Genomic DNA, 14,777 nt, shown 5'->3' with positions numbered 1-14,777 from the left:
AATGGGCGAGGCGCGTTTGCCCTACTTGCCCAGTTCGTCCAGCTTCTTCTGCATATCCGCCATCTGCTTCTTCAGCGTGGCGAGTTCATCGTCCTTGGATGACGTAGTGGTCGGCTTCGACGGCTTGGAACCCGGTATCAGGGCCTCCCCCATCGCTTTCATCACGGCCATGTTCGTTTCCGCGATCTTGGCAATCGGATTGTTGGACATATTGTCGCGCAACGCCTCTTGGAGCTTCTCGCGGTTGTTGCGGAAATTGGTCATGCTGGCTTCGAGATAGCTGGGCATCATGGCCTGCATCGAATTGCCGTACATCGAGATAAGGTCGCGCAGGAAACTGACCGGCAGCATCTGCTTGCCGCTGGCTTCTTCCTCCATGATGATCTGGGTCAGGATCGAATGGGTAATGTCATCGCCAGACTTGGCGTCGACGACCTGAAAATCGATCCCTTCGCGCGTCATAGCGGCCAGATCATCCAGCGTGATGTAGCTGGAACTTTGCGTATTGTAGAGCCGCCGGTTGGCGTATTTCTTGATGACGACGGTGCCGCCAGTCTCAGTCTTCTTAGAAGCCATAGTGCTCACTATCGTTCGAGCCAAATTCGTGTCCGAGGCGTTAGCACCTGCAATATGTGCAGTGCAACGTGAGTCGCTCAACGCGCGAAGCGTTGTCCCAATATGGTCAGCAGTTCGTATTGCGAAAGGCCGCTGCGTTTCGAGGCCTTGGGCAAGTCATAGGGCACATCGACCCAGTCTCCGGTCTTCAAGTCCGGCGCATTGGCAAGGTCGACAACGACCATATCCATGGAGACCTTGCCCAAGAGGGGCAGTGCCCTCCCCTCAGAATTGAGAGCGTTACCCTTCCCACCCCAACTACGGAGGAAACCATCTGCATAACCGAGGGAGACAGTGCCGACCCGCATCGGACCGGACGCTGTGAATTCGCCATTGTAGCCGACTGTGTCGCCCTCCTTTAAGTCCCGCACTTGGATCAGGGCTGCGCGCGGGAAGGCAACCTGACGAATGCGCCCGGCCAGCTCCGCGCGAGGAATCCCGCCGTAAAGAGCGAGGCCCGGCCTGGTCAGATCGAAAGCGTAGTCTGTCCCCAGGGCAATGCCTGCACTGTTGGCCAGGCTGAGCGATTGCGCGCCAAGAGCGTTCTGCATGTCCTTGAACACAGTCAGCTGAGCGGCATTCATTGCACTGTTTTCATCCGCGCAGGCCAGATGTGACATCAAAACCTGTATGTCGAGCCCGGCTAGTGCCGGATCATCTAGCTCGCTCGGATCGATGCCGAGGCGATGGATACCGCTATCGATCATGACGTGACACGCCTTGCCACCCGCGGCCGTCCACAGGCGCGCCTGATGCAGCGAATTTATGACGGGTAGCGCGCCGGTCGCGAGAGCGTAGGAAACTTCGTCAGCCGAGTTTGCACCGTGCAACACGGCCACCTGACTGGCCGGCACATGGTCGAGCATAGCGCCGACTTCGCTCCAATGGGCAACGAAGAAATCGCGTGCTCCGGCATCGCGCAGCGTCGGTACGCATCGGGCCACCCCCAGGCCATAACAGTCGGCCTTGACCGCCGCCCCGGCCCTCGCAGTGCCCGATAGATCATTCAATGTGCGCCAATTCGCCGCTAGCGCATCCCGATCAATATCAAGCCGCAATGTCGGCGGGGGCGGTGTCGGGAGCATCTGGTCAGGTATCGTCTTCGAAATCGCGTGGTGGGCCGTCAGGGATACCCCACCACAAGACGACGACGCCGAAGGCTACGACGCCCCACGTATACCACAGGCCGGAATAGATATTGCCCGTGCTGGCCACGATCACGCCGGCAATCAGCGGCAGGAAGCCCCCCAGATACCCGGCACCAATATGATACGGGATCGACATTGAACTATAGCGGATACGGGGTGGAAACATCTCTGACAAAAGCGCCGCAACTGACCCATAGGTCAGCGCCGACAGCATCCCAAGCCCGAGCAAGATCGCAACAATGCCGAGGACATTTGCCGCACCTGGCTGCTGCTTTGAAAAGTCAAAACCGTAGGCGCCCAGGGCAGAATGAATGCCCTCACGTCGTGCCGCACCGTCATCGAACCACGCGGGATCGATAGCGACTGCTTCGCCGCCTGCAGTGACCGCCAGTTTGTCACCCGCGACCAGTGTGTAGGGAACGCCCGAAGCCGTCAGTGTCTCTAGCACTTTGCCGCACTGGGTCTGTTCGCGATCAAATAGATCCGCGAAGGGATCGGTTACGCATTCCGGACCGCTAACTTGGATCGGCGTAGCCTCTGCCGCCCTCTCAAGGCCTGGATTGGCCAGGCTACCCAGCCCCCAAAATGCCGGGAACAGCAGGAACAGGGTGAGCACAGCACCAATCAGGATCGGTTTCTTGCGCCCGATTGTGTCCGACCATTTGCCGATCATGATGTAGAATGTCATCGCGATCAGGCCGGAGAAGAACAGGATCAATTCAACGGTCAGATCATCAACATGCATCGGCCCGCGCAGGAAGCTCATTCCCGAGAAGAACGCCGTGTACCAGATCGTTGTCAGAATGCCGGTCACACCGAACAGGGCGACGAAAATCCGCTTCTTGTTGCCCGGATAGGTAAAGCTCTCGACAAAGGGATTCCCCGCGATTTTGCCCTCTGCTTTCATCGCCTGAAACACAGGGCTCTCGGAAAGCTTCAGGCGCATCCACAAGGAAATGCCGAGCAGTATAATCGAAAGCAGGAATGGGATCCGCCAGCCCCATGCGATGAAATCATCTTCCGGGATCAGGAACCGGCACGCAAGCACAACTGCGATCGACAAGACGAAGCCGCCGGCTACACTGGCCTGGATGAAACTGGTGTAGAAACCGCGCTTTTCAGGTGGCGCATGCTCGGCAACGTAGATTGCCGCACCGCCATACTCGCCGCCCAAAGCCAACCCTTGGATGACGCGCAACAGGATCACGATGATGGGTGCTGCAACGCCGATTGTCGCGATTGTCGGAATCAAACCGACCCCTGCAGTCGCGATTCCCATGAGGGTGACGGTTACCAAGAAGGTATATTTACGCCCCAGCTTGTCGCCCAGGAAGCCAAATAGGATCGCCCCGATCGGGCGGAATGCGAAGCCGACTGCGAAGGTCGACCAGACCAGCAACAGGCCCAGCGTCTCGTTGTCGACGTTGTAGAAAGCATCCTTCAGGATGTAGGCAAGCGTGCCGTAGATGAAAAAATCATACCATTCGAAAACGGTGCCGGCCGATGATGCCCCGATGACGAGTTTGATCTCGTTCTCGCTCGGTTCGCGGTCCTTGAGTGCTGCTGCGTCGCTCATGATGCTACGCTCTCTCCCCTGAAGTCAGGCGGCAACCCCTAGCGTTCGGCACCCGCCTTGGAAAGCGCCTGCTGCGCGGCTCTCCACGGCAACAGGATGGCTCCGTGGCGGGCGGAATAATCTCGTGCATTGGAGATTGCTTCTATGTCCGGCCAGTTTGGCGCTGTCCCGCCACCGAGCCAGGCATCCACGTCCTCTAGGGAATGGTCGATCGCTTGCGCGTCGAGCCCATTCGCATGGCGAGCGAAGATCGCCGCACTGGCCTGCCCGATCGCACATGCTGTGACTTGCAATCCAAGCCGTTTTGTCAGGCCGTCGGGGCCAAGCTCAAAGCCGAGCGCCAGAGTGCTTCCACAGCTCTGGGAGCGGGCTTCGCCGCGCAGGTCCAGCCCTTCATCGAGTGGAAAACCGGCCAGTTCAACCGCAAGGCCGAGAATTTCAGGTGTGTAGAGGCGCTGCGCCGGGCTGCGCGTGGTCATTCAGGACCGGCTTCGCCGCGCAGGGTGGCGCGACGCTCGGAGATATACTGGACGAGTGCTTCGGTGCTGGCATTCACCACAGGATAGGTCCGCGCCGTGGTGATCCAGACAGGACGCCCCTGATAGCCCCAGACGGTGTCATAGCCGAGCACAAGCAGCGAAAAGGCAAGGACAATAATGATCCCACCTTTGATGGCGCCAAAGCCAAAGCCGAGCACTCTGTCGATCGGCCCCAGGATCGAATTGCGCGCACCGTCCCCTGCCCTGCCCGCAATCAGCTTCATTGCTGCGTACGGGATTAACAGCAGTATCGCGAACGCCAGGATCGAAGCAGCTGTTGGCGTGCCGATACGCGGCTCCAGCGCCTCGAAAAGCGGCGTATGGAGATAACGGATCGCGAAGATCGCCAATACCCATGCCGCAACGGACAAGACCTCTTGGACGAAGCCGCGCATAAATCCACCGACGGCAGCAACGCCGACGATGATCAGAACAATGATGTCAAATCCCGTCATTACCGCGCCTGATTATGCCGTGGCCATCACCCGGTCAACGAGCTTCGTTAACTGATCGACAGGCGAAAACCTGATGCCCTTGATCGGATCGCCGCCGTTTTGCGGGCCGCACCCGGTCGTAAAACCGAGCTTGGCCGCTTCGCGCAGTCGCAATCCGGCATGCGCCACCGGGCGCACTTCGCCGGCAAGCGAGACTTCGCCAAACCAGACCGATTGTTCCGGCAATGGCTTGTCCGACAAGGCTGAAACCAGCGCAGCAGCAACGGCAAGGTCTGCAGCAGGGTCGGACAGGCGATAGCCGCCAGCGACATTCAAATAGACTTCCGCCGAACTGAAATTCAGCCCGCAACGCGATTCCAGCACCGCGAGAAGCATCGCCAATCGCCCATTGTCCCAGCCCAACACGGCACGGCGGGGCGTGGCGCCCGATTGCAAGCGCACGATGAGAGCCTGGACTTCGATCAGCACTGGTCGCGTCCCTTCCAAAGCCGGGAAGACCGAGCTGCCCGCCAAGGGTTGGTCGCGGCCAGACAGGAACAGCATCGATGGATTGGAGACCTCTTCCAGCCCCTTCCCCGCCATCGCGAAAACGCCGATCTCGTCGACTGCCCCGAACCGATTCTTTAGCGCGCGCAGAATACGATATTGGTGACTGCGCTCACCTTCGAAGCTCATCACCACATCAACCATGTGTTCGAGCACCCGCGGGCCGGCAATATTGCCGTCCTTGGTCACGTGCCCGACCAACACCAGAGCTGTGCCGCTTTCCTTGGCATAACGGATCAGTTCGAAGGCACAGCCACGCACCTGGCTTACCGTGCCCGGGGCACCTTCGATCGTGTCTGAATGCATGGTCTGGATTGAATCGATGACCAGCAATGCAGGCGGGTCCATTCCGCCCAATGTCGTCAGGATGTCGCGCACGGAGGTGGAAGATGCGAGCTTGAGTGGAGCATCTGAGACCCCCAAACGTGACGCTCTCATCCGGACCTGACCGGAGGCCTCTTCGCCGCTGACATAGACGACGTGCTGGCCAGATTTGGCGATGCTCGCGGCTGCCTGGAGCAAAAGAGTGGACTTGCCGATGCCGGGATCGCCTCCCATCAGGATGGCCGAGCCAGGAACCAGTCCTCCTCCAAGCGCGCGGTCAAATTCGGCTAGACCGGTGCCGCGGCGTACAAGCTCGTCTCCGGGCTGGTTCAGATCGACGAAATCGATTGCCCTGCCGCCACTCGAAAGATCGTGCTTTTGTGAGAACACCGTTGCGGGAGCATCTTCCACCAAAGTGTTCCATTCGGCGCAATCAGCGCATTGTCCCTGCCACCGATGTGCCACAGCGCCACACGCCTGGCACACATATTTGCGTTTGGTCTTTGCCATGACGATTTGATAAACAGAACATTACAGGAACGCAATTGCCTTTCTGTCGAGCAATGGGCACTATCCCCATATGCGGCAAAAGGAACTCCGGATTGCATTGGTCTGCTACGGCGGCGTCAGCCTTGCGGTTTATATGCACGGGGTCACCAAGGAGATCTGGAATCTCGCACGGGCAAGCCGGGCATATCACACGGGTGATGTCCCGCCCTTGGGCAGTGCCGCCGTCTATCACAGTCTGTTGGGCCAGATAGAGTCCGACCGCGGCCTGCGCCTGCGGGTTTTGCCAGACATTCTTAGCGGTGCCAGCGCTGGCGGTATCAATGCGGTGTTCCTGGCACAGGCTCTGCATTCCGGCTGTTCGCTGGAACCGCTGACAGACTTGTGGCTCGACAATGCCGACATCGATCGCCTGGTTGATCCGGATGCGCGGCCGATGTGGCGCTATGCCAAGTTTTGGGCCCAGCCAATTGCCGAATGGGTCCTGCGGCGCCCGGGCAATGCCGTTAGCGAGAGTGTCGCACCGGAAACACGGTCTGAAGTACGGCAAAAAGTATCCCGGCTTGTGCGCGGGCGCTGGTTCCAGCCGCCATTCTCAGGTCTTGGCATGTCCAAATTGCTCTACAATGCTTTCGCAGCGATGCGGGACAAACCGGCGGAAGGACCGTTGTTGCCGCCCGGACATCCGATCGATCTTTATGTCACGGCGACCGATTTCCGCGGCTATCTGGAGATGCTGCGACTTAACAGTCCGCCTGTCGTCGAGGAGAGCGAACACAGGATGCCGATCGCGTTTCGCGGGCATGCGCAGCGGCAGGGGGGCGTGCCACTGGCAGATCCGCTCGAACTGACTTTGGCCGCAAGGGCAACCGCAAGTTTTCCCGGAGCTTTTCCGCCGCTGAAACTGGAAGAGATTGATGAACTGGCCGAGCATGACGGCCGCATATGGGACAATCGGGAGGACTTCCTGCAGCGGGTCATGCCTGTCCACGTCACTTACGGTTCGACCAGTAGCGTTTCACTGATTGACGGCTCGGTATTGGTGAATGCCCCCTTCGAAGGCGCTATCGAAGGTTTGCGCGGTCGCCCTGCCCATCGCGAAGTTGACCGGCGCTTTGTCTATGTCGATCCACGGCCCGACCGGTTCGGATCGCTCAAGGAGCAGGACACCCAGCCGGTTGGGTTCTTCGCGGCGATCTTTGGTTCGCTTTCGACCATCCCGCGCGAGCAGCCTATCCGGGACAATCTTGAGGCGTTGGAGGCCCAGTCACGCGAAGCAGAGCGGCTTCGCCGGATCGTGACGGGCCTGAGACCGGAGATTGAAGCGGCTGTCGAGCGCCTTTTCGGTCGCACCTTTTTCCTCGACAGCCCGACGCCAAAGCGTCTGGTGGCGTGGCGCAACAAGGCCCAACAGGCTGCGGCCGAGCGGGCTGGCTACGCGTTCCAGGCCTATGCCCAGGCCAAGTTCAACGGCATTGTCGAACGGTTGGGAGAGCTTGTTCTGGAGGCGGCGCCAGAACTGATGCAGCCCGATGCACGTACGATTGTCGAAGTGCTGCGCGGTGAGCTTGAGCGGCGCGGATTGACCTCTCTGGCGTCCGAAAGCGGGGCCGGTGCTAGTAACGAAGCCATTGCCTTTTTCCGCGCCCATGACCTGGGCTTCAGGACGCGGCGTCTGCGCCTTCTTGCACGCAGGCTGTCGCGCGATTGGGATGCCGATCCCGATCTGGACGATGTCGCGTTGGATGAAGCGCGGGAATCGATCTACGCGATTCTGTCCCTCTATTTCGACCGCGAGGGGTTGGAGCATCTGGGTGACGATTTCGGAGCCATTGCAGCGAGGGTGCTCGAAGATCCGGGCTCCGTCATCGATGCCTTTGCCGATCGCTATCTTTTGCCTTCGGTAGATGAGCAGGCAGAGGAGATGCTCGCTGCAGCGATGGAGAAGATGCCCAAGAACCTGCGGCGCAGGATGCTGCTGACCTATCTCGGATTTCCCTTCTACGACGTCGCGACCCTGCCCTTGCTGGGGCATGAGGGCCTGACTGAATTCGACCCGGTGAAGGTCGATCGTATCAGTCCCCATGATGCCACCTCGATCCGCGAGGGCGGTACGCAGGATACTTTGCGAGGCACGGAATTCTTCAATTTCGGCGCGTTCTTCAGCCGCGCCTATCGTGAGAATGATTATCTCTGGGGGCGTCTGCACGGCGCCGAGCGAATGATTGACCTGGTTTGCTCTACGCTTGACGAACCATTGGCCGAGTCGCGCTGCCAATCGTTCAAGCGCGATGCGTTCATTGCCATCCTGGATGAAGAACAGGAGGCAGGTCGGTGCGCGCGGGGCTTGATTGAAAAGCTAAGGCAGGAAGTGGCAGACAGGCTCGGCTAGCCCGGCTTGCCACTCTCGCTCACTGGCTTTCGAGGCTGGTGTAGATCGCCTGCACAAACTGGTCCGGGCCGATGAAACCTTCCCCGCGATTGAAGTCGGCCAAGGGCTTCGCTGCCACGACTTCCTCGGCTGATTTGCCTTCGTTCTTCAAGGCTTTGACGAGACCCACCGCTTCGCCGATCATCTGGCGATAAGCCACCAGTTCCGCCTTGTTCGACATCGGGCCATGACCCGGGATCACCTTGGTCTTGTCGTCGATCATGCGGATGACCGCGTCGATGGAATTCATCGCGTTGAGGACATTGCCGCCAGAGCGAGTGTCGATGAAGGGATATCCGGGAATCTTGAAATAGAGATCGCCCATATGGACGACATTGTCCTCGCGCCAGCGTATCACGCTGTCACCATCGGTGTGGCCACCGCCAAGGAACAGTACGTCGACCGTGTCTCCGTTCACATTCAGCGTTAGCCCCTGGTCGAATGTCACGACCGGTAAGGCGTCTTTGCCGGCAGGGGCGATCGGGCGTGGCTCGCCCCGCCCCTCTTTCAGTCGCACGCGGACGTTGGTGTGGGCAAAGATCAGCGCGCCCTTCTTGCCGAAATTCTCGTTACCCCCGGTATGGTCGCCGTGATAATGCGTGTTGATCAGGAACTTGACCGGTGTCGCACCAAGGTCTGCCACTGCAGATTCGATCTTCTCGGTCAGGGGCGCGAATTGGTCGTCAATCAGGATGGTGCCATCGGGCCCATGGCTCACACCGATATTGCCACCCGCCCCGAACAAGACAGCGATGCCCGGCGCGACTTCTTGCGAAGTGACCTCGACATTGTCGAAATTGCGCTGTGCGCTGGCAGATGTGGCCAATGCCAGAAGCGACAGGCCCAGCACGGTTTTGAAACTACTCATGACAATCCCCTCTCGTCCCGCTCCGGTATCGGGAGGGGTTCGCGATGCATTCGAATGGACGCATCGCGAAGTTACATCAAGGGCTTAGCTGCCGAAGGCGTCTTTGAGCTTGTCGAAGAAGCCCCGGCTTTGCGGGCATTCATCGCCGGTTTCCGTCTCGCGGAATTGTTCGAGAATCGCCTTCTGCTCCTTGTTGAGCTTGGTCGGCGTTTCGACCGCAATTTCTACAACAAGATCACCTCGGCCCCGACCCTGCAGCACGGGCATACCCGCACCGCGTTTTCGCAGCTGCTTGCCTGACTGGATGCCAGCCGGGATATCGATCGAATTGGTGGACCCGTCGAGATCGGGAATATCGACGCAGCCACCCAGTGCAGCGGTGGTGAAGCTGATTGGAACGCGGGTCACCAGCGACGTGCCGTCACGTTCAAAGACATTGTGCCGTTTCACATGAAGGAAGATGTAGAGGTCGCCCGGAGGCGCGCCTCGAGGTCCGGCTTCGCCCTTGCCCGTCAAGCGAATACGCGTTCCTGTGTCGACACCAGGGGGGATCTCTACCGCCAAGGCCTGGGCCTGGTCGACGCGGCCCTCGCCACGGCAGGAATGGCATTCCTCTTCCAGGACTTCGCCGCGGCCATGACAATTCGGGCATGGCCGTTCGACCACGAAGAAGCCCTGGTTTGCGCGAACTTTCCCGTGGCCCTTACACAGATTGCATCCGCGCGTTCCTGTGCCGGGCTCTGCACCTGATCCATTGCACGTATCGCAGGCCTGCGAGACCTCGATTTCGATTTCGGTTTCCTTGCCATGGAACGCCTCGTCGAGGGTGATTTCCATGTCATAGCGCAGGTCCGCCCCGCGCTGTTGGCGTTGGCGTCCGCCACCGCCGCCAAAGGCGCTGCCGAAAATGGTCTCGAATATATCGCCGATATCGCTGAAGTCGGCTCCGCCTTGACCTCCACCCGGGCCGCCATTCTGGAATGCGGCGTGGCCGAAGCGATCATAGGCGGCGCGCTTCTGAGGGTCCTTCAGAACCTCGTAGGCCGCGCCCACAGCCTTGAAGTGCGCTTCTGCATCGGCATCGCCGGGATTGCGATCCGGGTGATATTTCATCGCGAGCTTGCGATAGGCAGACTTGATCGCGGCAGCCTCTGCCCCGCGGTCTACGCCCAGCAGTTCGTAAAGATCGGTTTCGGTAGCTGACATTTCGCAATCCGCCCAAACTTAGGCCGCCACCGATGCTGTTGCATCAGCGGCGGCCCAGGTTTCCATCAGAACATCAGTTCTTGTTGTCGGCGTCAGCGCTGTCGCTGTTACCTTCGTCGACTTCGGAGAATTCCGCGTCGACGACTTCCTCGTCGGCCTTTTCATCACCGCCGGCATCGCCATCGCTTCCGCCTTCGGTGGAAGCATTGGCCTGCTCCTGCTCGTAGATCGACTGACCCATCTTCATGGCCACTTCGGTCAGAGCCTGCGACTTGGCATTGATGGCGTCGACATCGTCGCCTTCCAGCGCAGTCTTGGCTTCGGCCAGCGCGGCCTCCACATCGGACTTGAGCGAAGCGTCAATCTTGTCGCCATGCTCTTCCAGCTGCTTTTCGGTCGCATGGACGAGACTGTCGGCCTGGTTGCGGGCCTCGGCCTGCTCCTTGCGCTTCTTGTCTTCCTCGGCGAATTTCTCCGCATCCTGGACCATCTGTTCAATGTCGCTCTCGTTGAGACCGCCCGAAGCCTGAATCTTGATCGTCTGTTCCTTGCCGGTGCCCTTATCCTTGGCACTGACATTGACGATCCCGTTGGCGTCGATGTCGAAAGTCACTTCGATCTGCGGTACACCGCGCGGAGCGGCCGGGATCCCGACAAGATCGAACTGGCCGAGCAGTTTGTTGTCGGACGCCATCTCGCGCTCGCCCTGGAAGACGCGGATCGTCACAGCGTTCTGGTTGTCTTCCGCAGTCGAGTAGGTCTGCGTTTTCTTGCTCGGGATGGTCGTGTTGCGATCGATCATCCGGGTGAACACCCCGCCGAGTGTTTCGATACCGAGCGAAAGCGGCGTCACGTCAAGCAGCAGCACGTCTTTCACGTCACCCTGCAACACGCCTGCCTGGATCGCTGCGCCCATAGCGACGACTTCGTCCGGGTTGACGCCGGTGTGCGGCTTCTTGCCGAAGAACTCTTCTACGGTTTCGCGCACCTTGGGCATGCGGGTCATACCGCCGACCAGGATCACTTCATCGATGCCGCTCTTTTCGATACCGGCATCGGCCAGAGCCTTCTTGCACGGCTCCAGCGTACGCTTGATCAGATCGCCAACCATCTTCTCAAGGTCCGACCGGCTGATCGTTTCGACGAGGTGAAGCGGAGTCGAGGCACCACCCTCCATGCGCGCTGTAATAAACGGCAGGTTCACTTCGGTGGTCTGCGAGCTGGAAAGCTCGATCTTGGCCTTCTCGGCAGCTTCCTTGAGGCGCTGCAGAGCCAGCTTGTCGGTCCGGAGATCCATGTTCTCCTTCGACTTGAAGGCGTCGGCAAGATACTCGACGATTGCGTTGTCGAAGTCTTCGCCGCCCAGGAAGGTATCGCCATTGGTCGACTTCACTTCGAACACACCGTCACCGATTTCGAGAACGGAAACGTCGAACGTACCGCCGCCAAGGTCATAGACAGCGATGGTCTTACCATCGTCTTTGTCCATTCCGTATGCCAGCGCAGCAGCGGTCGGCTCGTTGATGATGCGCAAAACTTCAAGGCCGGCAATCTGGCCGGCATCCTTGGTCGCCTGGCGCTGGGCATCGTTGAAGTAAGCGGGGACCGTAATTACGGCCTGCGTTACGGTTTCACCAAGATAGCTCTCGGCTGTTTCCTTCATCTTCTGAAGAATGAAGGCAGAAATCTGTGACGGGCTATATTCCTCGCCACCGGCTTCGACCCACGCATCGCCATTCTTGCCTTTGACGATGTCATAGGGAACCAGGTCCATGTCTTTCTTGGTCAGCGGATCGTCGAACCGGCGACCGATCAGGCGCTTGATCGCGAACAGCGTATTGTCCGGATTGGTCACAGCCTGGCGCTTTGCCGGCTGACCGATCAGGCGTTCGCTTTCCTTTGTGAAGGCGACAATCGACGGCGTCGTGCGCGCGCCTTCGGAATTCTCGATGACCTTCGGCTTGCCGCCATCCATGACAGAAACACAGCTGTTGGTGGTTCCGAGGTCGATCCCGATAACTTTACTCATTACTTCCCCATCCTTATCAAGGTGTTGGACACTGCGTGTGTGGCCCCCAGTCCAAGGCGGGCCTCTTTTGCAGCTCGTTCTATGTGGCGGATATAGGTGCGCTTCTTCTTGGCACAAGGGATTGGCTCGACTAGTCTCGCAATTGAACCGAAACAGGGAGAATTCGTCGTGAAACAGGTAATTGCTGCAGTGGCTCTGGGTCTTGGAGGCCTCTCGCTGAGCGCCTGTGGCGGCGAAGCCGACACTACTGTTGCAGAGGATACCGGCATACCGGGTATGAGCGTCGAAAACGCGCGGATGGTCCTTGCGCCGGTGGCCGGCAATCCCGCGGCCGTCTATTTCGACCTGACCTATACCGGCGACAAAGCCCTCGCGCTGCGTAAGGCGAATGTCGAACAGGCAGGTGAGACCATGATGCACGAATTCGGCGAGTATGATTTCAAGGTGCAGATGATGGAAATGCTGCCGCTGGTGATCAATAGTGGTGACACCGTGAAGTTCGAGCCGAACAGCCGCCATGTCATGGCGATGGATGTGCAGGAAGACCTGGCGCCCGGCGACAAGGTCAATGTCACGCTGACTGTTGCTGGAGGTAAGGAATTCAGTTTTCTGGCAGATGTCCGCGCGGCGGGTGAGGATCGCTAGGATTGGGCGAAACGGACGTTTCCCCGCTCGAGAGCGACGACTTGCAAGCGTGCCCGGTAGGGGGTGAACGCCATTTGACCGATGGTGAAATCGCTGTGGCTCGCACAGTTTTTGGCGACGCCATAGACTACCGCAAGGTGACCATCCGCCGCAAAAAGTGGTTCCCGTTCCAGCCGCGTCACGTGACGATGGCACCGCGCGGGCATCTGCATTTTCATCCGCGCGGTACGGCCTATTGCGAGGACTTTGCCGCAGGTGATTTCAAGGCGCGTGGCCTATTCATCCATGAAATGGCGCATGTCTGGCAGACCCAGCAAAGAGGGGAATGGTACCTGCCGCTGCACCGACATCCCTTCTGCCGATACGACTACAGCCTGAAGCCGGGTTGGTCGCTGGAACGCTATGGCATTGAGCAGCAGGCCGAGATTGTGAAACACGCCTATTGGCTGCGGACAGGCGTGACGATCGCCGGGATTGGCGACCCGGCAGCGTATGATCTCCTCGTGCGGTTTCCGGGTGCCACCGTTTAAATTCCGCAAGCAGGAACACAAGCGTGCACCTTGATCGGGCGCGTGTCGTGCTAATACCTGCTTTAGTCGGTATCGCTCTTGAGTGAAGCGGTTTCAATTGATACCACTTTGCCGTTCGGGCGGCCAAACCCGCGCCCGGCGAAAGAGTCACAACAATGGAGCTCAAAGACTACGGCATGTCGCGTGATCGCGGCTTCCTTTCGCATTACGAAATAGACACCGTCTCCCTCCCCCCGCAATTTGGGGCTATCGACGATGCGGCCGGTAACCTCTCCGGTCTGCTTTCAACCGGCAGGGTCAGGCACTGGCTCGATCAGCTACCGGACCCTGGGATCGAGGATTGGATAGAATCTGCGCCAGACGAGCAGGTCCGAACCGCCATGGTCCGCTACTCTTTCCTCGTTCAGGCCTATGTTTGGGGAGAGGACGAAGCGCCCGCTTCCCTTCCGGCAAATATTGCTCGCCCGATGGTCGCAATATCCGACCAGCTGGGTCAGGCACCTCTTCTACCATATTCGGGGTATGTGCTCGACAATTGGGCGCGTCTCGACAAATCGGGTCCTATCACTCTCGACAACATCTACATGCACCAGAATTTTGTTGGCGGAGATGACGAGAACTGGTTCGTGATGATTCATGTTGCCATTGAAGCCGAGGCTGGCGTCTTGCTCGACAACGCTGCCAAGTTGGTGGCTGTTGCGCGCAACGGAGACGAGGCCGAAGCGGAGCGCCTGCTGGTCGAAATGGATGCCGCCTGGGAACGTATTTACGAGCATTTTGGCCGGATGCCGGAACGCTGCGACCCGTATATCTACTTCCACCGGGTCCGCCCCTACATCCATGGATGGGCCAACAATCCTGCGCTGGATGGCGGCCTGGTCTATGAGGGCGTCGAGAAGTTCGCGGGCAAGCCGCAGGCCTTTCGCGGCCAGACAGGATCACAATCGAGCATCGTTCCTGCAATGGACGCCCTGTTTCAGGTCGGTCACAGCGATGATCCACTGAGAAGTTTTCTCGATGAGCTGCATCACTATCGGCCTGTCCAGCATCGTCGCTTTATCGAGGATCTGGCGGCCCGGTCCACTCTGCGGGGCTTTGTCGAGGCGTCTGGCTCGGAGAGCCTGAAGGATGCGTTTAATGCTTGTCTGAACCAATCTGCGCGGTTCCGGACCCGGCATCTGGAATATGCGGCCAGTTACATCAACAAACAGGCCGGATCGATCGCCGGGAACGATCCCGATGTCGGAACGGGAGGGACGCCGTTCATGAAATATCTGAAGAAGCACCGCGACGAGAATGCGGCGCAAACAGTCTAGGAGAGCGAGGGTGCAGCGTGTGTGCTGCACCCTTGCCTCGTC

At 59.2% G+C, this 14,777-nt stretch carries 13 protein-coding genes; 4 read left to right on the top strand and 9 right to left on the bottom strand.

Annotated elements, in window-relative coordinates:
• Positions 1 to 21: 21 nt before the first annotated feature.
• From phaR to radA, 6 genes are all read right to left on the bottom strand, one after another.
• Positions 22 to 576 carry a polyhydroxyalkanoate synthesis repressor PhaR gene (gene phaR, locus ABD653_RS02545; RefSeq protein WP_160779709.1) on the bottom strand — a complete coding sequence of 185 codons (555 nt, stop codon included), beginning with the start codon at positions 574 to 576 and terminating at the stop codon, positions 22 to 24.
• Between the two features lie 77 nt (positions 577 to 653).
• Complete coding sequence (alr, locus tag ABD653_RS02540) at positions 654 to 1,700, bottom strand: alanine racemase (protein WP_160779708.1); 1,047 nt, start codon at positions 1,698 to 1,700, stop codon at positions 654 to 656.
• Positions 1,701 to 1,704: 4 nt separating this feature from the next.
• A complete protein-coding gene (locus tag ABD653_RS02535) occupies positions 1,705 to 3,339 on the bottom strand; it encodes an MFS transporter (RefSeq protein ID WP_160779707.1) in 1,635 nt (544 codons plus the stop codon).
• A gap of 38 nt (positions 3,340 to 3,377) precedes the next feature.
• Complete coding sequence (locus ABD653_RS02530) at positions 3,378 to 3,818, bottom strand: iron-sulfur cluster assembly scaffold protein (RefSeq protein WP_199801132.1); 441 nt, start codon at positions 3,816 to 3,818, stop codon at positions 3,378 to 3,380.
• The gene (locus ABD653_RS02525) at positions 3,815 to 4,333 is read right to left on the bottom strand and encodes a CvpA family protein (RefSeq protein WP_160779706.1); all 519 of its coding nucleotides are present in this window, start codon (positions 4,331 to 4,333) and stop codon (positions 3,815 to 3,817) included. The genes ABD653_RS02530 and ABD653_RS02525 overlap by 4 nt, the downstream gene beginning before the upstream one ends.
• Positions 4,334 to 4,345: 12 nt before the next feature.
• Positions 4,346 to 5,713 carry a DNA repair protein RadA gene (gene radA / locus ABD653_RS02520; RefSeq protein ID WP_160779705.1) on the bottom strand — a complete coding sequence of 456 codons (1,368 nt, stop codon included), beginning with the start codon at positions 5,711 to 5,713 and terminating at the stop codon, positions 4,346 to 4,348.
• A gap of 70 nt (positions 5,714 to 5,783) precedes the next feature.
• Between radA and ABD653_RS02515 the strand changes: the two genes are divergently transcribed.
• Positions 5,784 to 8,102, top strand: a complete 2,319-nt coding sequence (locus ABD653_RS02515; protein ID WP_160779704.1) for a patatin-like protein — start codon at positions 5,784 to 5,786, stop codon at positions 8,100 to 8,102.
• Between the two features lie 19 nt (positions 8,103 to 8,121).
• Here ABD653_RS02515 and ABD653_RS02510 read toward each other — a convergent pair whose 3' ends face one another.
• The 3 genes from ABD653_RS02510 to dnaK all read right to left on the bottom strand — a co-directional run bounded on the left by ABD653_RS02510 (position 8,122) and on the right by dnaK (position 12,244).
• A complete protein-coding gene (locus ABD653_RS02510) occupies positions 8,122 to 9,009 on the bottom strand; it encodes an MBL fold metallo-hydrolase (RefSeq protein ID WP_160779703.1) in 888 nt (295 codons plus the stop codon).
• A gap of 84 nt (positions 9,010 to 9,093) precedes the next feature.
• The gene (gene dnaJ, locus ABD653_RS02505; protein ID WP_160779702.1) at positions 9,094 to 10,215 is read right to left on the bottom strand and encodes a molecular chaperone DnaJ; all 1,122 of its coding nucleotides are present in this window, start codon (positions 10,213 to 10,215) and stop codon (positions 9,094 to 9,096) included.
• 73 nt (positions 10,216 to 10,288) lie between these two features.
• Entirely contained in the window at positions 10,289 to 12,244 is a 1,956-nt protein-coding gene (dnaK, locus tag ABD653_RS02500; protein WP_160779701.1) for a molecular chaperone DnaK, read from the bottom strand.
• Between the two features lie 168 nt (positions 12,245 to 12,412).
• Between dnaK and ABD653_RS02495 the strand changes: the two genes are divergently transcribed.
• The 3 genes from ABD653_RS02495 to ABD653_RS02485 all read left to right on the top strand — a co-directional run bounded on the left by ABD653_RS02495 (position 12,413) and on the right by ABD653_RS02485 (position 14,735).
• Positions 12,413 to 12,889 carry a copper chaperone PCu(A)C gene (locus tag ABD653_RS02495; protein WP_160779700.1) on the top strand — a complete coding sequence of 159 codons (477 nt, stop codon included), beginning with the start codon at positions 12,413 to 12,415 and terminating at the stop codon, positions 12,887 to 12,889.
• A gap of 2 nt (positions 12,890 to 12,891) precedes the next feature.
• Entirely contained in the window at positions 12,892 to 13,419 is a 528-nt protein-coding gene (locus ABD653_RS02490) for a vgr related protein (RefSeq protein WP_234032192.1), read from the top strand.
• Positions 13,420 to 13,574: 155 nt separating this feature from the next.
• Positions 13,575 to 14,735 (top strand): PrnB family protein, encoded by a 1,161-nt coding sequence (locus ABD653_RS02485; RefSeq protein ID WP_160779699.1) that lies wholly within the window; start codon positions 13,575 to 13,577, stop codon positions 14,733 to 14,735.
• Positions 14,736 to 14,777: the final 42 nt, after the last annotated feature.

Source organism: Parerythrobacter jejuensis, assembly GCF_039536765.1.
GTDB lineage: Bacteria > Pseudomonadota > Alphaproteobacteria > Sphingomonadales > Sphingomonadaceae > Parerythrobacter > Parerythrobacter jejuensis.
This window is presented reverse-complemented; position numbering and strand designations above follow the sequence as displayed.

Excerpts from the sequence above, each read along its gene's own strand:
- dnaJ (WP_160779702.1), bottom strand. The coding sequence starts at position 10,215 with ATGTCAGCTACCGAAACCGATCTTTACGAACTGCTGGGCGTAGACCGC.
- alr (WP_160779708.1), bottom strand. The coding sequence starts at position 1,700 with ATGCTCCCGACACCGCCCCCGCCGACATTGCGGCTTGATATTGATCGG.
- ABD653_RS02535 (WP_160779707.1), bottom strand. The coding sequence starts at position 3,339 with ATGAGCGACGCAGCAGCACTCAAGGACCGCGAACCGAGCGAGAACGAG.
- ABD653_RS02525 (WP_160779706.1), bottom strand. The coding sequence starts at position 4,333 with ATGACGGGATTTGACATCATTGTTCTGATCATCGTCGGCGTTGCTGCC.
- radA (WP_160779705.1), bottom strand. The coding sequence starts at position 5,713 with ATGGCAAAGACCAAACGCAAATATGTGTGCCAGGCGTGTGGCGCTGTG.
- dnaK (WP_160779701.1), bottom strand. The coding sequence starts at position 12,244 with ATGAGTAAAGTTATCGGGATCGACCTCGGAACCACCAACAGCTGTGTT.
- ABD653_RS02485 (WP_160779699.1), top strand. The coding sequence starts at position 13,575 with ATGGAGCTCAAAGACTACGGCATGTCGCGTGATCGCGGCTTCCTTTCG.
- ABD653_RS02515 (WP_160779704.1), top strand. The coding sequence starts at position 5,784 with ATGCGGCAAAAGGAACTCCGGATTGCATTGGTCTGCTACGGCGGCGTC.
- phaR (WP_160779709.1), bottom strand. The coding sequence starts at position 576 with ATGGCTTCTAAGAAGACTGAGACTGGCGGCACCGTCGTCATCAAGAAA.
- ABD653_RS02510 (WP_160779703.1), bottom strand. The coding sequence starts at position 9,009 with ATGAGTAGTTTCAAAACCGTGCTGGGCCTGTCGCTTCTGGCATTGGCC.
- ABD653_RS02530 (WP_199801132.1), bottom strand. The coding sequence starts at position 3,818 with ATGACCACGCGCAGCCCGGCGCAGCGCCTCTACACACCTGAAATTCTC.